Below are 16,898 nucleotides of genomic sequence, written 5' to 3'. Positions count from 1 at the left end.
AGTGGTTTGACCGCCGGAGGAGCACCGACGGCCGGACCCCGCCAGCACACTGCCGTGGTCCGGACAGACGGATCATCTCAACAGACGGGGTATGCCATGGTGGGCGGCACGGTGCTGTTCGCGCTCGACGAGGACCCGCTCGGCGCGGGCGCCGCGGGCGGACAACTGCGCAGGATCCGCGAGGAGGTGGAGGCGCAGGGCCTCGAAGCGCGCTGGGCCCGCACCGGGACCGACGCCCGGGCGGTGCTGCGGACGGAGGCCGGACTGGCCGCCGCCGTGGTGTCCTGGGACCTCCCGCCGGGAAAGCGGAGCCCGGGGGAGCAGGGGGAGAAGCGCGGGGACGAGACGGGCGGCGCGGCGGTGCTGCGCCAGATCGGGCGGCGCTTCAAGGACCTGCCCGTGCTCCTGGTGATGACGGACGGCGCCGACGACGACCTCGAGCGGCTGCCCCTGTGGGTGGCGGAGACCGTCGTCGGCTATGTCTGGCCGCTGGAGGACACCCCGGCGTTCATCGCCGGACGGATCGCCGGCGCGGCGCGCGCCTATCGCCAGTCGGTCCTCCCGCCGTTCTTCAAAGCCTTGCGCCGCTTCGACGACGCGCACGAGTACTCCTGGCACACCCCGGCACACGCCGGAGGCGTGGCCTTCCTGAAGTCCCCTGTGGGGCGCGCCTTCTTCGACCACTACGGGGAGCGGCTCTTCCGCAGCGACCTGTCGATCTCGGTCGAGGAGCTCGGCTCCCTCTTCGAGCACACGGGCCCGATCGGCGAGGCCGAGCGCAACGCCGCCCGGATCTTCGGCGCCGACCGCACCTACTTCGTCCTCCACGGCAACTCCACCGCCGACCGCATGGTCGGCCACTACTGCGTCGCCCAGGACGAGATCGCCCTGGTGGACCGCAACTGCCACAAGTCCGTCCTCCACGGACTCGTCCTCTCCGGCGCCCGCCCGGTCTATCTCGTGCCCACCCGCAACGGCTACGGACTGGCCGGCCCGCTGCCCCCGGGGGAGATCGGGGCGGCGTCCGTGGCCGGCCGTATCGCCCGCAACCCGCTCACCCAGGGCGCGGTGTCACCCCACGCCGAATACGCCGTTCTTACCAACTCCACCTACGACGGCCTGTGCTACGACGCGATCCGGGTCGCCCGTGAACTCGCCCCCAGCACCCCGCGCGTCCACTTCGACGAGGCGTGGTTCGCCTACGCGCGCTTCCACCCCCTCTACACGGGCCGCTACGGGATGTCCGTCGGGCCCGACACCTTCGAGGGGCCCGACCGCCCCACGGTCTTCTCCACCCAGTCCACCCATAAATTGCTGGCGGCGCTGTCGCAGAGCGCGATGGTGCACGTCAAGCCCTCACCGAGGGCACCGGTCGAACACGAGCGGTTCAACGAGGCGTTCATGATGCACGGGACGACCTCGCCGCTCTACCCGGCCATCGCCTCCCTCGACGTGGCGGCCGGGATGATGGACGGGCCGCAGGGCCACTGGCTCATCGACGAGGCGGTCACCGAGGCGATCCGCTTCCGCCAGGCGGTCGCCCGCACCGGACGGCGCGTCGCGGAGGCGGGCGACCGCCCCGCCTGGTTCTTCGGCGCCTGGCAGCCCCCGGCCGTCACCGACCCGGCGACCGGCGAGCGCTACGACTTCGCCGACGCCCCCGCCGAGCTGCTGCGCTCGCACGCCTCGTGCTGGCAGCTCGAACCGGGCGCCGACTGGCACGGCTTCCCCGGCCTCGCCGACGGCTACTGCCAGCTCGACCCGGTCAAGGTCACCCTCACCTGCCCCGGTATCGACGCCACCGGCACCTGGGCCGACTGGGGCATCCCGGCCCGGATCCTGACGGCCTACCTCGCCACCCGCAACATCGTCGTGGAGAAGACCGACAGCTACACCACGCTCATCCTCTTCTCCATGGGTATCACCAAGGGCAAGTGGGGCACCCTGCTGGACGCCCTGATGGACTTCAAGGCGCTCCACGACGAGGACGCGCCCCTGGACCGCGTACTGCCCGGGCTGGTGGCCCAGTACCCCCGCCGCTACACCGGCACGACCCTGCGCGAACTGTGCCGCTCCATGCACGACCACCTGCGCGACGCGGACCTCGTCGGCCTCCTCGACACCGCCTTCCAGGAGTTGCCGCGCCCGGTCGTCCCGCCCCAGTGGTGCTACCAGCGCCTGATCCGCCAGGGCACCGAGCGTGTCCGTCTCGCCGACGCGGCGGACCGTGTGGCCGCGGCCATGGTCACCGTCACCCCGCCCGGCATCCCGGTCCTGATGCCCGGCGAGTCCATCGGCGCCGCCGACGGCCCCCTGTTGCGCTACCTCGGCGCGCTGGAGTCCTTCGACCGCCGCTTCCCCGGCTTCCGCAGCGAGACCCACGGCGTCACGGTGGACGACGAGACCGGCGACTACGCGATCGAGTGCGTACGTCAGGACGAGGACATCCCCGCTCCCTGACACCTAGGGTGCGGGTATGACCGCCACTTCCCTGCCCGCACCCCCGTCCGGCACCCCCGGCCACCACGGCCGCACCGCGCTCGTCACCGGAGCCGCGAGCGGCATAGGGGCGGCCTGCTCCTTACGTCTCGCGGCCGCCGGAGCCCACGTCCGCGCGCTGGACCGCGACGCGGCCGGTCTCGACGAGCTCGTCCGGCGGGCGTCCGGGCTGCCCGGAACTGTCGAGGCCGTCGTCCTCGACCTCACCGACCTCGACGCCGCCGAACAGGCAGCCGCCGGCGCCGACATCCTCGTCAACAACGCGGGAATCCAGCTCGTCCGCCCCGTCCAGGACTTCCCGCCCGACGCCTTCCACACGATGCTCACCATCATGCTGGAAGCCCCCTTCCGGCTGATCAGAGGCGCCCTCCCGCACATGTACGAACGGGGCTGGGGCCGCGTCGTCAACATCTCCTCCGTCCACGGGCTGCGCGCCTCCGCGTACAAGTCCGCCTACGTCACCGCCAAACACGGCCTCGAAGGGCTGTCGAAGACCGTGGCCCTCGAAGGCGCCGCCCACGGAGTCACCTCCAACTGCGTCGGCCCCGGCTACGTCCGCACCCCCCTCGTGGAGAAACAGCTCGCCGACCAGGCCGCCGCCCACTCCCTGTCCGTCGAGGACGTCCTGACCGACGTCCTCCTGCGCGACACGGCGCTCAAGCGGCTCGTCGAGCCGGAGGAAGTGGCCGAGGCCGTCGCCTACCTCTGCGCGCCGCACGCCTCCTTCATCACCGGCACCACCCTGGTGATGGACGGCGGCTGGACCGCCCACTGACCGGGCGAGCGTGAGGCAGGCCCCGGATAAACTCCCCGAAGATCATTACGGGGAGGACATGTTCATGACGGAGCGACAGCGGCCGGCGGCGGAGGAAGGCCATGGCTGCCTGGGGATACTGACCAACGCCCGCACGGTCGCGCACACCGTCTTCGCCACCCCCGGACCCGGCCGGGTGGCCGACCCGGTCGTGGACCGCGTCCAGAAGGCCCGCGCGGTCGTCGGCGCGCTGACGACGTTTCTGCTGATATCCGTCTACGGCGTGGACGGCGGCTGGAGCGCGGTGGCCGAGGACGGGTTCACCAAACTCTTCCTGGCGCCCCTGGTCCTCATCCTGGTCGGCCCGCTCGTCGTCGCGGGCTTCATCTGGTACGCGCCGCCGTCCCACCGCCCGCTGCTGCGCGCACGGCTGCGCTACCCGCTCAGGGCCATCGCCTGGTTCCTGGGCGCGCCGGCCGTGGCCGTCGGCGCCGTCATCGGCTTCGCCTTCCTCGCGAAGGTCCTCGACGACTACTACCTCGCCCAGATGCTGGTCTACCTGGTCACCCTGGTGGTGGGGATCCCCGTCCTGGTGTGGGCCGCGGCCTTCGTCTTCTTCGCCTCGGGCGCCGCCGCCCGCTACGCCTTCAACACCGCCGACGTCCACGCCGCGCTGCCCGCCGTCCTCACGGCCGTCCTGGTGTGGGTGCTCAACCTCGTCCAGCTCGGCGACGGCCTGCCGAACGGCCCCCTGGCCGTACGGATCGCGGCGTTCCTCGGCGGTCCGGCGTCCGTCACCGCCGTCTCCTGCTGGGAGCTGTACATCCTGCGGAATCGTTACGGCGTACGGGTGCGCGGCTGAGCAGGGCCCGTGCCCGCCGGGGCGCGCACGGTCTAGAGTGACCGGACCCTGGAGACGGAGGCGCCATGAACAGACAGGACGGGCCCCAACGGCCCTACGACGTCGTGCTCTTCGGAGCGACCGGGTTCGTCGGCGAGCTCACCGCCGAATACCTGCTGGCACACGCGCCGAAAACCTGCCGGCTGGCGCTCGCCGGGCGCGACCGGACCAAGCTGGAACGGCTTCGGGAACGGCTGGCGGCGGTGGACCCGGCGCGGGCCGCCGAGTTGGGGATCGTGACGGCCGACGCGTCCGACCCGGTGGCCCTGCGGGCGCTCGCGGAGTCCACGCACGTCGTCGCGTCGACCGTCGGGCCGTACATCCACTACGGCGAGGAACTGGTGGCTGCGTGCGCGGAGGCGGGCACCGACTGCACGGACCTCACGGGCGAGCCGGAGTTCGTGGACCTGATGTTCGTCCGGCACGGCGCGCGGGCCCGGGAGACCGGCGCGCGGCTCGTGCACGCGTGCGGCTTCGACTCGCTGCCGCACGACCTGGGGGCGTACTTCACCGTGCGGCAGCTCCCGGAAGGGGTGCCGCTGACGGTCGACGGGTTCGTCCGGGCGATGGGCCTGATCTCCGGCGGCACGCTCGCCTCTTCGCTGACGATCCTCTCCCGGCGGGCCCAGGCGGCGGCCGCGGCCCGGGAACGGCGACGGTACGAGCCCCGGCCGGCCGGGCGGCGGGTCGGGGCGCCGCTGGGGGCGCCGCGGTTCAGCAGGGAGACGGGCACCTGGGCGCTGCCGCTGCCCACGCTCGACCCGGTGGTCGTACGGCGCTCGGCCGAGGCGCTGGAACGTTACGGCCCGGACTTCCGCTACCGCCACTACGCGTCCGTGAAGACCCTGCCGATGGCGCTGGCCGGGCCCGTCGCGGTGGGTACGGTCGCGGCCCTCGCGCAGGTGCCGCCCGTCAGGTCATGGCTGACGGCGCGGTACGGGCCGGGACGTGGGCCGGACGAGCGCCTGCGGGACCGCGGCCGGTTCCGGCTGCGGTTCGTGGGGGAGGGCGGCGGACGACGGGTGTTCACCGAGCTCACCGGCGGCGACCCGGGCTACGGCGAGACCGCGAAGATGTTCGCCGAGGCGTCGCTGTGTCTGGCGCTGGACGACCTGCCGACGACGTCCGGACAGGTCACCCCCGCCGTGGCGATGGGCGACGCGCTGTTGGCACGGCTGGCCGCGGCCGGCCTCCCGTACCGCGTCAGGCACGCGCGCTGACGCGGTCCTCGGGACAGGGCCGCCGGGCCTTGTCTCAGCACTGGGGCCGGCGGCCGTGGTTGGCCGCGTGCTTGCGGCGCTGCTTCTTCTTGCGACGGCGCTTCGACGACATGACGCCTCCTATCCAGGGGAGCTTCCGTCCAATTTATCCGGCTCATGGCTGGTTCGCTCGGTGATGGTGAGGTCAATCCGCCTTGGTCGGGTTTTCAGGTCATCTGCGAAGCTTGGGGCATGACTACTCGCTTCCGCTTGCCCGTCGCCCACTGGCCCGCCGTCGTGCCCGTCGTGGCCGCCGTCGTGCTGGCCATGACCTGGGGACGGTCACTGTCCGTCGGGATGGTCGTCCTGGTCAGCTGCTGTCTGGCCGGCGCGGTCCTCGCCGCCGTGCACCACGCGGAAGTGATCGCGCACCGGGTCGGTGAACCATTCGGGTCACTGGTCCTGGCGGTCGCGGTGACGATCATCGAAGTGGCGCTCATCGTCACGCTGATGGCCGACGGCGGCGAGAAGAGCAGCTCCCTGGCCCGGGACACCGTCTTCGCCGCCGTCATGATCACCTGTAACGGCATCGTCGGACTGTCCCTGCTGGTGGGCGCGCTCCGGCGGCGGGTGGCGGTGTTCAACGCCGAGGGCACGGGCGCCGCCCTCGCGAGCGTCACGACGCTCGCGGGCCTCAGCCTGGTCCTGCCGACCTTCACCACCAGCACCCCGGGGCCCCGGTTCTCCCCGCCCCAGCTCGTCTTCGCGGCGACCGCCGCGCTCATCCTCTACGGCCTGTTCGTGGCGACCCAGACCATCCGCCACCGCGACTACTTCCTGCCCGTGACCGCCGAGGGCGAGGTCATCGACGGCGACGACCACGCCCACCCGCCCTCCACCCGCGTCGCCCTGGTCAGCCTCGGTCTGCTGGGCGTCGCCCTGGTCTCGGTGGTCGGGCTGGCCAAGGGCGTCTCGCCCACCATCGAGTCGGGCGTGGCGGCGGCCGGCCTGCCCGCCTCGGTCGTCGGCGTCGTCATCGCGCTGCTGGTGCTCCTCCCGGAGACGATCGCGGCCCTGCGCGCGGCCCGTCGCGACCGCGTCCAGACCAGCCTCAACCTCGGCCTGGGCTCGGCCATGGCCAGCATCGGGCTGACCATCCCCGCCGTCGCGGTGGCCTCGGTGTGGCTGGAGGGCCCGCTCGTCCTCGGCCTGGGCGCCACCCACATGGTGCTGCTCGCCCTCACCGTCGTCGTCGGTACCCTGACCGTCATCCCGGGCCGGGCCACCGTGCTCCAGGGCGGCCTCCACCTTTCGCTCCTGGCCGCCTACATCGAGCTCGCGGTCACCCCCTGACCGTGGGGGGGCGACTCGGCCGTCACCGAGTCGCCCCCCACGTGCCGTCAGCCTTCCGGCGTCCTGCGGTGGTCGTCGTGCGCGGGGACGGCCCGGCTGCCCGCGGCGATCAGGAGCGCCGCCACCGTCATCAGCCCGATCCCGGTGCGCAGCGTGCTCGCCTCGGCGACGAACCCGATGACGACAGGGCCCACCAGCAGCCCCGAGTAGCCCATGGCCGACACCTGGGCGATGGCCGCGTCCGAGCGGCCCGGCGCGACCGTCCCGGCCAGCGACATCGTCAGCGGGACGACCACGCACACCGCCAGGCCCGTCAGCGCGAACCCCGCGATCGCGCCCGGCGCCGTCCCGGCGGTGACGACCACCAGGACGCCGACGGCCGTCGCCCCGCCCGCCGCCGCGAGCAGCGGCCGGCCGCCGACCCGGACGCGCAGCCGGTCGCCGAACAGCCTGCCCGTGAGCGTCGCGAGCTCGAACGCCGGGTAGGCGAGCGCGGCGAGCGCCTCGGAGGCGTGGAGGTCGCCGTGGAGGAGCAGTCCGCTCCAGTCGGCGACCAGCCCCTCCAGCAGCAGGCCCAGGAACGAGATCGCGCCGATCACATAGACGCTGGCGGGCAGGCCCCGCCGCCCCTCGGACGTCTCCTCCTCGGCCGGCTCGTCCAGATACGTCCTGCCCACCGCCAGCGCGACCGGCAGCGCGCACACCGCGACGGCCACCACCGACGCGGTGTACGAGACGTGGAGGGCGGCCAGCAGCGCCGCCAGCAGCCCGCCCGTCACCGCCCCGGTGCTCCACCCGGCGTGGAGACCGTTCATCAGCGGCCGGCCGGAGAGCCTTTCGACCAGACTGCCCTGGGCGTTCATCATGGTCTCGGCGACACCGGAGGTCATCCCGAAGCAGGCGGCCGCCGCGAGGAGCAGCGGATAGCTGGGGCTGAGGCCGAAGAGGCCCACCGCGACGGTGACCGCCGGGGCGCCGACGCGCAGCAGTGCCCGGTTGCCCAGGGCGGCGACGAGCCAGCGTACACACTGCATCGTCACCGTGGCCGCGATGCCCCAGGTGAGGATGAGCACGCCGACCTTTCCGGCGTCCAGCCCCAGCTTGCCGGCGAGCCCCGGGAGGCGCGCCACCAGGATGCCGTTGACCACGCCGATCAGCGCGAAGGTGGCGAAGACCCCGATGTGGGCCCGGCGCAGGGTGTCCGCTGGTACGCGTATGTCGCCGACGGGGGCGCTCACGGTGCCCCCGCTTCCCGGCGTGCCGCGGGCAGTTGCAGCGTCACGCAGTGGATTCCGCCGTCGCCCAGGGCGAGGGCGCGGGCCTCCACGCCGACGACCTTGTGCTCCGGGAAGACGGCCGCGAGGGTGGCGAGGGCGTCCGCGTCCGCGTCGGTGCCGGCCAGGGGCACCACCACTCCGCCGTTGGCGATGTAGAAGTTCGTGTAGCTGACGCCCACGTCCTCGCCGTACGCGCGCACGGTCTGCCGGGGCGGCAGCTCGACGATGTCCAGGGGGCGCCCGTGTGCGTCGGTGGCGGCCTCCAGGACGGCGCGGTTGGCCTTGAGCCGCGCGTGGTCCGGTCCGGCGGGGTCGCCGGGGGCCTCGACGACGACCCGGCCCGGCCCCACGAACTGGCACACGTGGTCGACATGCCCGTCGGTGTCCCCCTCCAGGTGGCCGTACGGCAGCCAGATCACCTTGGTCACCCCGAGCAGGTGCCCGAGCTCGGCCTCCATGTCGCGCCGGCCCAGCCGGGGGTTGCGGTTGGGGTTGAGCAGGCACTGCTCGGTGGTGACGAGGGTGCCCTCGCCGTCGACGGTGATCGCCCCGCCCTCCAGCACCGTCATGGTGCCCCGGCGTTCGACGCCGAGTTCGCGCAGGAGGCGTTCGCCGGCCTTCTCGTCCTGGTCGTAGGGGAAGAACCGCTCGCCGAAGGAGTTGAACCGGAAGTCCACGCCGACCGGTTCGCCCGCCGGGCCGTGGACGAAGACCGGGCCGGAGGCCCTGAGCCAGGAGTCGTCCAGCGGGATCTCGACGGTGTCGATCTCCACGCCGCACAGCTCCCGCACCCGGCCGGCCCGGCCGGGCGGCACCACGACGGTGACGGGCTCGAACTCCGCGACGGCCCGGACCGTCGCCGCGTATTCGCGCTCGGCGCCCTCGAAACCCTCACCCCACAGCGACTCCCGGGTCGGCCACGCGATCAGGCAGGCCGCGTGCCGATGCCACTCCGCGGGCATCCGCAGTTGTGTCACAACACATCTCCTCAATCAAAAGGACGGCCGGTGAGCCCGCTTTGGAGGGGCTCACCGGCCGGGTACGTCCGCCCCGTCAGCCGGCCGTCACGGGGGCGAAGGACGTCACCGCCTCGTACGCCGCGTCCCAGTCGCCGTCGAAGCGGCCGGCGAGCACGTGCAGCCACCGTTCGACGCCGAAGGCCACGCACGAGGTGCTGGCCTGCACGCCGGACACCAGGATGTCGGCCCGTTCACCGAAGAAGTTGCGGTGGTAGTTCACCGACGCGATGGCGAGCCCGCCGCCGCTGACGAACTCCTCCTTGGTGGGGAAGAGCTTCTGCATCACGGCACGGGAGCCGTTGGCGTCGAAGAACGGGTCGGTGGCCGTCTCGGTCGCCAGCTTCAGCCCGAGGTGGTCGGCGAACCGCAGGATGAGCGACTTGTGGGTGTCCAGGTGTTCCTTGACGGTCTCCGGGTCGCCGATCGCGATGATCTCCCGCATGGTGAAGCCGTGCAGCCGGCGCAGCCCGGTGTACTCGTTCTCGCGGCGGAAGCACTGCGCGATCGTCGTCAGCTTCACCGGCCGGTCCAGCCGGGCGCCCGCCAGGGCCAGATAGGCGTTGTAGCAGGCCGCCGACGGGAGCATCAGCCCGGCGTCGCCCAACCGGTCGGCGCGCAGCCGCTCGTCGCGGGCGACCGGGTGCCGGGGCAGGCCGCCGGTGTCCGAGGTGTCCACGGGCGCCGCGGCGAGCGCCAGGTGCGGGAAGTTGACGAAGTAGTCGAAGCGCGCCAGGTCGGCGACCCGGGTCAGCGGGGGATAGAGGACCTCGGCGGCACCGGCCGCGGCGGCCCAGCCGGTGAAGACCGCGTCGAGGGCCGAGCGGAGCCGGACGGCGGTGGGGCCGAGGGTGACGAAGCCGTCGGCGACGTCGACCGGCGGGAACAGATGGTCACTGGGCATGTCCGGCACCGCCGATCAGCGCGTGGATGCGGTTGAGGGTCCGGAAGTTCTCCACGTCGATCGTCCCGGGATCGACGGGCGCACCCGTGACCTCCTCCAGCAGGACGAGGAACTCGACGAAGGCCAGCGAATCGAGGATCCGCAGCTCGATGAGGTCCTGGTCCCAGTTGAGGGCGTCGGTGGCGTCGTTGGTCCTCCGGAGGAAGTCGACGACCTTCTCCATGGCCTCGTCACTTGCTGACGTCATTGCCGACCCCCCAAGCGGTCTGGAAAATCCCGGCTGCCACGAAGAACCTGTCGACGCGAGCCATCACCTTGCTGTGGAACGCCTCCCGCACCGGGTGCGCCATCGCCTTCCGGCGCGTCTCGAGGGCGTTCGGCATCCCGGAGTCGCGATAGGCGTGGGGGCTGTAGAGGCTGCGCACCGAGTACGTCATATAGGACTTGATGTAGTTCTCTATCTCCAGGCGGCGCTCGGGCCCCGCCTGGTCCTGCTCGCAGGCCCGCGCGTAGAGGTGCTTGAGCAGCTGCTTGCCGAACGCCACGTGCCGGCTCTCGTCGTGGTGGTGCACGGCGTGGATCTCCCGCAGGATCCCGGGGATCTCACCGGACTTGCCCAGCCGGCTGTTGAAGTAGTCGAAGATCTCTTCGAAGATCAGGATCCTGGCGAAGACCACGACGTCCTCCCAGGCGGGGCCGAAGCCCTCGCCGCGTACCGGGGAGTACGCCTCCGGGTAGATCCCGCCCGCGTAGCGGTAGCAGAACTCGGCGAAGAACCACATGTGTGCGTTCTCTTCGCCGATGAAGTGGTGGAGGTATTCGTTGTAGTCGGCGAAGTCCGGGGTGTGGATGCGCCGGGACACCCCGATCATCAGCTCGCGGATGCCGTGGACGTGGAGGCTGAAGAAGTTGACGGTCTCACGGCGGGCCAGCGCCTTGAGGATCCTCTCGTCCTCGACCAGGCCCGTGCCGTGCACGGTGAGGTACTCCGGCGTCATCCACCAGGAGTCCTCGGGTACCTGATCCGGCCAGGAGAACCGGGTGTACGGGTTGTAGTGGTCGTGCCGCGACTTCTCGGAGAGCCGCGCGAGCATGGCGCCGGTACCGGCGTCGTTCATGGTGCACCTCTGACTGGCCGCCCGGAGGACGGCGGAGGGTTCGCGATGGGTTGTCGTGAGTGGGGGATTGCGTGGGGGATTGCGTGGGGGATTCGGAAAGCCGGTACGGCCGCGGGTCAGCCGCCGGCGGCGCGCACGTGGGCGGCCGCGGTGACGAGGGAGCTCTCCAGTGCCCGGAGGAAGCCCTCGGTGTCCGCCGGCGTGAAGTGCGCGGCGTCGCAGGTCAGGGAGAACTCCATGGCCTCCTGGTCGCCGTCGACGACCAGGTAGAAGGGTTCCCGCTCGGTGACCGGGAGCCGGGTGAGCGTGGAGTCGTCCAGGAGGTCCTGGGGGTCCGTCCCGGGGGCGAGGGGGACCGGTTCGGTCCGGCCGCGCTTGTCGTTGAAACAGTGGAGGAGCTTCAGCGGGGCGTCGGGCCCGTCCCCGAGGCGGCCGAGCAGGGCGGCCAGCGCGTCGGTGGCGCAGCCCGCGTTGCGGTAGGCGCTGATCGACGCCCGCCACGAGCGCTTGATGATCTCGAAGACATCCGCGCCGGTGACGTCGACGGAGAAGTACGCCTCCTGCATCAGGGTCGCGACCATGTGCCGCAGGTCCCGGTCGAACCGCTGGGAGCTGGTGAGGAGGAGGTCCACGGTGCCGCTGCCGGTCGTCTCGCCGAGCAGCGCGGCCGCGCAGCCGAGGACGACCGACGTCGTGCTCATGCCCATGTGCCGGGCGATCACGCCGGTCGCGAGGTTCGCGGCGGGCGAGCGCAGGGCGGCCCGGTGGTGCCCGGGGCCGGCCGCGTCCGTGCCGAGCGCCGGGGGCAGGAACAGCAGTGGCCGGCCGCCGAAGGTCGCCTCGATGTGGCGCAGGGCGCGGGTGCCCTTGGCGACGCCCTCGGGCGACGCCTGCCAGTTCGCCAGGTCGGCCGGGCGCGTCGCGTCGTCGGCGAGCGGAGGCAATGTCTCGCCGTCGCGGAAGTAGGCGCGGACCTCCTGGAGCAGGGCGTCGAGCCCGAACCAGTCGACGGCCATGTGCGAGAACGCGTAGACGGCCGCGCGGACGTCGCCGCCGGAGACGACCAGCCCGATCCGTACGGGGAGTTCGTCCGCGTACGAGAAGGGCCGGGAGCCGAAGTCCTCGCGTAACGCGGCGGTGAGCCCGGCGACGCCGAGTCCGGCGGTGTCCGGCTCGTCCGTGCGCGCCACCGCGACGGGGACAACGCCCTCTCGCAGCACCCGCTGGGAGACCCGTCCGTGCCGGTCCCGGGGGAAGAGCGTGCGCAGTGCCTCGTGGCGCGAGACGAAGAAGGACACCGCCCGCAGACAGCGGAGTTCGTCGACGCGCGTGCCGTCCGGGACGTCGATGACGCCCACCACGTTGTAGACGTGGTCCTCGGGTGCCGCGTCCTCGATGAGGGACCAGATCTCCTGCTGGCTCCAGGTGAGCCCGGCCTCGACGCTCCGTGTGCCCGTGAAGGCCGCCTGTTTTCGTTCGGGACTCATCACGCCGTCGTTCCGCCCCCGTGTCGACCACCGCTTGTCATGAGCATCTCTGTCGGTTCAGAGGGTGATCATTATTGGGGAGCGGTACCGGCGGCACAAGACTTCCCGCGCACTTGATCGTTGGGAGCAGAACGTCCCGTTCACTCCGGGTAGCGCCCGGTGCGCACCCACTCCTCGATCGGCGGCCGGTCGCTCAGACCGACGTACTCGACACGCGCGCCCAGCAGATCGGGAGCGGTGATCACGGCGAACGGGGTGGCGCCCGGACCGGAGCGGAAGCAGGCGTCCACGCCGACGCCCTGTTGCCGCAGCCGCTCCAGCCGGGCGTCCATGTCGGGCTCCCAGACGCCGTAGTAGAGGATCCTCCCGCAGTGGGCGGCCGAGATGATGCCGTCCCCGGCGGCCTGGATGAGCTCGTAGTAGGGCGCTCCCGTGCGGGAGAACACGGCGGTCAGCTCCGCAGGGTGCGGATCCGGGTCCTCCAGCCGGGGGATCCGGAAGACATGCGGTTCGGTGAACTCGATGCCGAGCACGTCGGAGTGGAGCGCCATCGCCTTCTCCAGGTCGGGCACCACCATGCCGACGTGGAACAGGGAATCCGGCACGGAATCCGGCCCGGGCGCCACGTTCCGGTATGTGGTGACCTTCGGGAATTCGGTCAGGCAGGCCAGCAACCGGGGCAGGAATTCCCGGAGATGACGCGATCCCCGGTGGGTCTCCAGCGCCGCCGCGTCACGGTACTCCTCGACGACGAGGCGGCGCAGCGGTGATTCCTCGGTGCGGACGTAGTCGAAACGCAGACAGCCCGGCTCGCTCTCGAGAATGGCGTCGCGCAATCCGGTCATCAGGGCGTCGAGTTCCTCTTCACGGCCCGGGACGACCCGCTGCTCGGCTATCACGGTGATCACGTGGTTTCCCCCTTGAACTCCGTTGGGAACCCGAGTGAAGCAGCGGCCCGGAAGCGCGGCAAATAAGGAGAGGCCGCAGGGGCATCGCCCGCTGAATATCCGCATATCCGCGGTCACCCACCGCCGGGCGGGTCAGGCGGAGCGCGCCACACCGGTGAGCGACGACTCCGCGGCCCAGGGCGCGTTGCGGCGGGCCAGGGAGATCAGCGCCTGGAGGGGGCGCTCGGCGGGGCCGAGCCCCGTGCGCCAGCGGGCCTCGATACTGACCGGCTCCAGGCCCTGCCGGACGTCCAGCTCGACCAGCTCGCCCGTGTCCAGATCCTGCCGGGCGGCGAGGTGGGGGAGGAGCGCGATGCCCCGGCCGTGGGCGGCGAGGCGGCGGAGGGCGGCGAGGGAGCCGGTGACCATGCCCAGACGGGCGCGCGGGGACAGGTCGCGGCCGAAGCGGTCGACGAGCATCTGCGAGGTGCAGCCCGCCTCGGCCACCAGGAACTCCTCCTCCAGCAGCTCCTCCGGGGCGAGCCCCCGGGCCCGGGCCAGCCGGTGCCCGGGCCCGGTGACCGCGACGGTCCGGTCGTGGCCGACCACCAAGGACGGGCCGCCACCCGGAGCCCCGTTGTCGAACAGAAAGACGAGGTCCAGCCGCCCGGCGGCCAGCTCCTCCTGGAGCACGGCCCGCCCCGCGACCTTCAGCCGCACCTCCGCCGCCCCGGTGCCCGGCCCGGCCGCCCCGCGCCCGAACGCCGCGAGGATGTCCGGCAGCCACTCCACCGCGAGGGACTCCAGTGCCCCCAGCCGCAGCCGGGGCGCCCGGTCGCCGACGGCGCGCCGCATCCGCTCCTCCAGCTCCAGCGACTCCCGGGCGTACGGCAGCAGCAGCCGTCCCGCCTCGGTGAGGGTGGTGCCGGTCGGCGAGCGGCGCAGCACCTCCGCGTCCAACTCCTTCTCCAGCCGCCGCAGCTGGACGCTGAGCGTGGACTGCGCGTAGCCGAGCGCGGCGGCCGCGGCCGAGATCCCGCCCGTGTCCACGACCGTCACAAAGGCCCTGAGATAGCGAGAGTCCATGGCCCCAGCATGCCATCGGGAAGTTCGATGGGGTCATCGAAGAACCGGCCTGGCCGGATGTCCCCCGGGCCGCGAGCCTTGGGGCCATGCCGACAACGAATGACAGAGCCGAACGGATCCCACGGACGGAGCCCGGGGCGAAACACGGCGCGGCGCGCCCGTCCGGCCCGCGCCTGCTCTTCGCCGGGGTGGTCGCCGGCAACTTCCTCGTCCTCCTGGACACTTCGATCCTCAATGTGGCGCTGCCGGACGTACGGGAGGACCTCGGCGCCCCGGCGGCGGCCCTGCCGTGGGCGGTCGACGCCTACACCGTCGTCTTCGCCGGGCTGCTGCTCGTCGCCGGCGTCGTCTCCGACCGCTTCGGGCCCCGCCGTGTCTACCGCGCGGCGCTCGTCGGCTTCGGGGCGATCTCGCTGCTCAGCGCCCTGGCCCCGAACGTGGGCACGCTGATCGCCGGACGGGCGCTGCTGGGCGTGGCAGCGGCCGGGCTGGTGCCCGCCTCGCTGGCACTGCTGGCCCGGCTCCATCCCGACCCCAAGGAACGGATGCGGGCGGTGGGTTCCTGGGCGGCGCTCAGCAGCATCGGGCTGATCGCCGGGCCGGTGCTGGGCGGCCTGCTCGTGGACCAGGGCGGCTGGCGGCTGGTGTTCCTCGTCAACCCGCCGATCGCCTTCCTCGCCCTGCTGGCCGCCCGCCGGCTCAGCGGGGAACGACCCGAGTCCGCCGCCCGCCCCGACCGCGCCGGGATGCTGCTGTCGGTGCTCGCCCTGGGCTCGCTCACCTACGGCCTGATCGCGGCGAACACGGACGGCTGGGGACGGCCGCTGCCGCTGGCGGCGCTGGGCGTGGCGGCGCTGGCCCTGGTCCTGCTGGCGCTCGCGGAGCGGCGCGCCGAGGCCCCCGCCCTGCCGCCCGCGCTGACCGGCCTGCCCCGGGTCCGCGCCGACCTGGTGGCTGGCGGGATGGCGTCCTTCCTCTTCTACGGGCTGTTGTTCGCCCTCACCCAGTGGCTCGTCGACGAGCGCGGGCTCTCACCCTTGCGGACCGGGCTGGCGTTTCTGCCGATGACCCTGCCCATGTGCTTCATGCCGTACTTCACCGGCCGGATCGTCGCGCGCTGGGGCGCCCGGCCCGTGCTGTACGCGGGGCTGGGGCTGGACGCCGCCGCGGGCGCGGCCCTCGCGTTCTGCTCGCAGGACTCCCCGTTCGCCCTGATCACGGTCGCGCAGGTGCTGCTGGCCTTCGGCTCGACCCTGGCCATCCCCGGGGCCACGGCCGACATGGCGGCCGCCGCCCCCGCCCGGTACGCCGCCACCGGCCAGGGGGCGCTCAACGCCTGCCGGCAGGCGGGCGCCGCGCTGGGCGTCGCGGTGCTGGGCACCCAGGCCACCCTCCACGCCTCGGGCGTCACCCTGGCCGTGGGCGCCGTCCTCGCGCTGGCCCTGGTGGCCGCGGCCCGGCCGGCGCCCGCGTGACCGCCGGGCGCGGCACGGGCCGGGCTCAGCCCCACAGCGGCGCCTTCAGCAGCAACTGGCCGTGCACCAGCTGGACATGAGGCTGGTGCCGGCCGCCCGCGCGGGTGGTGAGGTAGATGGTGTTGATCGGCGGGATCTCCGGCTCCAGCAGCGGCACCACCTCACCGCGCGCCAGCTCGTCCCCGCACAGATACGTGGGCAGGACGGAGATTCCGGCGGAGGCGCGGACGGCCGCCAGGACGCCCCGTAGATCGGGCACCACCACGGCGGGCGCCGTCCCGGGCGTGGCGTCGAAGACGCTGCGCCAGTAGCGGCGCACGATGGGCAGCGACTCCGCGTAGGCGATGACCGGGTACTTCTCCAGCACGGCGGGGCCCTCGTCGACCATCCGGTCCAGCGGGATCTCGTCACGCAGCCCGGGCGAGGCGAGCAGGACGAACTCCTCGTCGAAGAGGGCGATCGCCGAGAACGCCCGCGACCGCGGCCGCTTGGTGGACAGCACCAGGTCGAAACGGCCGTCCGACAGCTCCTGGAGCAGCGCGTCGGCCAGCCCGAACCCGCACCACAGCCGCACCCCGCCGCGTACGAGCTCGCTGACGGCGGGCAGGACGCGGGTGGTGAGCAGCTCGTTGGGCCCGCCGAGGAGGACGGGCCGGTCCGGCACCGCCCTGGAGCAGCTGGTGATCCGGTCGGTGACCAGCCCCAGGGTGTCGATGGGCGACTCCACCTCACGGATGAGGGTCTCGGCGGCCGGAGTGGGACGCGCCCCTTCCGGCATCCTCTCGAAGAGCTGTCTGCCGAGCTTCGTCTCCAGCGCCCGGATCTGCTGGGTGACCGCCGGCTGGGACAGCCCGAGCTCCCGCGCGGCCCGGGTGAACGAACCACGCCGGTATACGTAGACGAAGGTACGGAGCCACCCCAGCTGCATGGACTGCATCGGCC

The 16,898-nt window shown here is 72.5% G+C and carries 16 protein-coding genes; 6 read left to right on the top strand and 10 right to left on the bottom strand.

Going from position 1 to position 16,898, the window contains the following annotated elements; translation table 11 throughout:
- The first annotated feature begins 96 nt into the window (after positions 1 to 96).
- The 4 genes from RM609_RS00740 to RM609_RS00725 all read left to right on the top strand — a co-directional run bounded on the left by RM609_RS00740 (position 97) and on the right by RM609_RS00725 (position 5,374).
- Positions 97 to 2,460: an Orn/Lys/Arg family decarboxylase gene (locus RM609_RS00740; protein WP_311606988.1), complete on the top strand. Its 2,364-nt coding sequence runs from the start codon at positions 97 to 99 to the stop codon at positions 2,458 to 2,460.
- A 16-nt stretch (positions 2,461 to 2,476) separates the two neighbouring features.
- Entirely contained in the window at positions 2,477 to 3,274 is a 798-nt protein-coding gene (locus RM609_RS00735; protein WP_311606986.1) for a 3-hydroxybutyrate dehydrogenase, read from the top strand.
- 64 nt (positions 3,275 to 3,338) lie between these two features.
- Positions 3,339 to 4,115, top strand: a complete 777-nt coding sequence (locus RM609_RS00730; protein WP_311606984.1) for a hypothetical protein — start codon at positions 3,339 to 3,341, stop codon at positions 4,113 to 4,115.
- A 65-nt stretch (positions 4,116 to 4,180) separates the two neighbouring features.
- Positions 4,181 to 5,374 (top strand): saccharopine dehydrogenase family protein, encoded by a 1,194-nt coding sequence (locus tag RM609_RS00725; RefSeq protein ID WP_311606983.1) that lies wholly within the window; start codon positions 4,181 to 4,183, stop codon positions 5,372 to 5,374.
- Positions 5,375 to 5,408: 34 nt separating this feature from the next.
- On the opposite strand, the gene RM609_RS34695 is transcribed toward RM609_RS00725, so the two are convergent.
- A complete protein-coding gene (locus RM609_RS34695; RefSeq protein ID WP_472926819.1) occupies positions 5,409 to 5,486 on the bottom strand; it encodes a hypothetical protein in 78 nt (25 codons plus the stop codon).
- A gap of 119 nt (positions 5,487 to 5,605) precedes the next feature.
- Here RM609_RS34695 and RM609_RS00720 point away from each other — a divergent pair, with 119 nt between their 5' ends.
- Positions 5,606 to 6,706 (top strand): calcium:cation antiporter, encoded by a 1,101-nt coding sequence (locus RM609_RS00720; RefSeq protein ID WP_311606982.1) that lies wholly within the window; start codon positions 5,606 to 5,608, stop codon positions 6,704 to 6,706.
- Between the two features lie 47 nt (positions 6,707 to 6,753).
- Here RM609_RS00720 and RM609_RS00715 read toward each other — a convergent pair whose 3' ends face one another.
- The 8 genes from RM609_RS00715 to RM609_RS00680 form a co-directional block, all read right to left on the bottom strand.
- Positions 6,754 to 7,944, bottom strand: a complete 1,191-nt coding sequence (locus tag RM609_RS00715) for an MFS transporter (protein ID WP_311606979.1) — start codon at positions 7,942 to 7,944, stop codon at positions 6,754 to 6,756.
- A complete protein-coding gene (locus tag RM609_RS00710) occupies positions 7,941 to 8,960 on the bottom strand; it encodes an agmatine deiminase family protein (protein WP_311606969.1) in 1,020 nt (339 codons plus the stop codon). The genes RM609_RS00715 and RM609_RS00710 overlap by 4 nt, the downstream gene beginning before the upstream one ends.
- A gap of 76 nt (positions 8,961 to 9,036) precedes the next feature.
- Complete coding sequence (locus RM609_RS00705; protein WP_311606968.1) at positions 9,037 to 9,903, bottom strand: aminoacyl--tRNA ligase-related protein; 867 nt, start codon at positions 9,901 to 9,903, stop codon at positions 9,037 to 9,039.
- Positions 9,893 to 10,150, bottom strand: coding sequence for a phosphopantetheine-binding protein (locus RM609_RS00700; RefSeq protein ID WP_311606962.1), 258 nt, complete (start codon positions 10,148 to 10,150; stop codon positions 9,893 to 9,895). The genes RM609_RS00705 and RM609_RS00700 overlap by 11 nt, the downstream gene beginning before the upstream one ends.
- Positions 10,134 to 11,021: a diiron oxygenase gene (locus RM609_RS00695; protein WP_311606959.1), complete on the bottom strand. Its 888-nt coding sequence runs from the start codon at positions 11,019 to 11,021 to the stop codon at positions 10,134 to 10,136. The genes RM609_RS00700 and RM609_RS00695 overlap by 17 nt, the downstream gene beginning before the upstream one ends.
- A 116-nt stretch (positions 11,022 to 11,137) precedes the next feature.
- Positions 11,138 to 12,508, bottom strand: coding sequence for a condensation domain-containing protein (locus RM609_RS00690; RefSeq protein ID WP_311606956.1), 1,371 nt, complete (start codon positions 12,506 to 12,508; stop codon positions 11,138 to 11,140).
- A 140-nt stretch (positions 12,509 to 12,648) separates the two neighbouring features.
- Positions 12,649 to 13,416: an antibiotic biosynthesis monooxygenase gene (locus tag RM609_RS00685; RefSeq protein WP_311606952.1), complete on the bottom strand. Its 768-nt coding sequence runs from the start codon at positions 13,414 to 13,416 to the stop codon at positions 12,649 to 12,651.
- A 132-nt stretch (positions 13,417 to 13,548) separates the two neighbouring features.
- The gene (locus RM609_RS00680; protein ID WP_311606950.1) at positions 13,549 to 14,481 is read right to left on the bottom strand and encodes a LysR family transcriptional regulator; all 933 of its coding nucleotides are present in this window, start codon (positions 14,479 to 14,481) and stop codon (positions 13,549 to 13,551) included.
- A gap of 86 nt (positions 14,482 to 14,567) precedes the next feature.
- On the opposite strand from RM609_RS00680, the gene RM609_RS00675 reads away from it, so the two are divergent.
- Positions 14,568 to 15,956, top strand: coding sequence for an MFS transporter (locus RM609_RS00675; RefSeq protein ID WP_311606948.1), 1,389 nt, complete (start codon positions 14,568 to 14,570; stop codon positions 15,954 to 15,956).
- 25 nt (positions 15,957 to 15,981) lie between these two features.
- Here the strand turns inward: RM609_RS00675 and RM609_RS00670 are convergent, their stop codons facing one another.
- Entirely contained in the window at positions 15,982 to 16,893 is a 912-nt protein-coding gene (locus tag RM609_RS00670; protein ID WP_311606947.1) for a LysR family transcriptional regulator, read from the bottom strand.
- Positions 16,894 to 16,898 lie beyond the last annotated feature (5 nt).

Source organism: Streptomyces hesseae, from assembly GCF_031845785.1.
GTDB lineage: Bacteria > Actinomycetota > Actinomycetes > Streptomycetales > Streptomycetaceae > Streptomyces > Streptomyces hesseae.
Note: the sequence above shows the minus strand (reverse complement) of the source record. Positions and strands in the feature narration are given on the sequence as shown.

Excerpts from the sequence above, each read along its gene's own strand:
- RM609_RS00730 (WP_311606984.1), top strand. The coding sequence starts at position 3,339 with ATGACGGAGCGACAGCGGCCGGCGGCGGAGGAAGGCCATGGCTGCCTG.
- RM609_RS00690 (WP_311606956.1), bottom strand. The coding sequence starts at position 12,508 with ATGAGTCCCGAACGAAAACAGGCGGCCTTCACGGGCACACGGAGCGTC.
- RM609_RS00670 (WP_311606947.1), bottom strand. The coding sequence starts at position 16,893 with ATGCAGTCCATGCAGCTGGGGTGGCTCCGTACCTTCGTCTACGTATAC.
- RM609_RS00705 (WP_311606968.1), bottom strand. The coding sequence starts at position 9,903 with ATGCCCAGTGACCATCTGTTCCCGCCGGTCGACGTCGCCGACGGCTTC.
- RM609_RS00740 (WP_311606988.1), top strand. The coding sequence starts at position 97 with ATGGTGGGCGGCACGGTGCTGTTCGCGCTCGACGAGGACCCGCTCGGC.
- RM609_RS00680 (WP_311606950.1), bottom strand. The coding sequence starts at position 14,481 with ATGGACTCTCGCTATCTCAGGGCCTTTGTGACGGTCGTGGACACGGGC.
- RM609_RS00735 (WP_311606986.1), top strand. The coding sequence starts at position 2,477 with ATGACCGCCACTTCCCTGCCCGCACCCCCGTCCGGCACCCCCGGCCAC.
- RM609_RS00675 (WP_311606948.1), top strand. The coding sequence starts at position 14,568 with ATGCCGACAACGAATGACAGAGCCGAACGGATCCCACGGACGGAGCCC.
- RM609_RS34695 (WP_472926819.1), bottom strand. The coding sequence starts at position 5,486 with ATGTCGTCGAAGCGCCGTCGCAAGAAGAAGCAGCGCCGCAAGCACGCG.
- RM609_RS00720 (WP_311606982.1), top strand. The coding sequence starts at position 5,606 with ATGACTACTCGCTTCCGCTTGCCCGTCGCCCACTGGCCCGCCGTCGTG.
- RM609_RS00700 (WP_311606962.1), bottom strand. The coding sequence starts at position 10,150 with ATGACGTCAGCAAGTGACGAGGCCATGGAGAAGGTCGTCGACTTCCTC.
- RM609_RS00725 (WP_311606983.1), top strand. The coding sequence starts at position 4,181 with ATGAACAGACAGGACGGGCCCCAACGGCCCTACGACGTCGTGCTCTTC.
- RM609_RS00695 (WP_311606959.1), bottom strand. The coding sequence starts at position 11,021 with ATGAACGACGCCGGTACCGGCGCCATGCTCGCGCGGCTCTCCGAGAAG.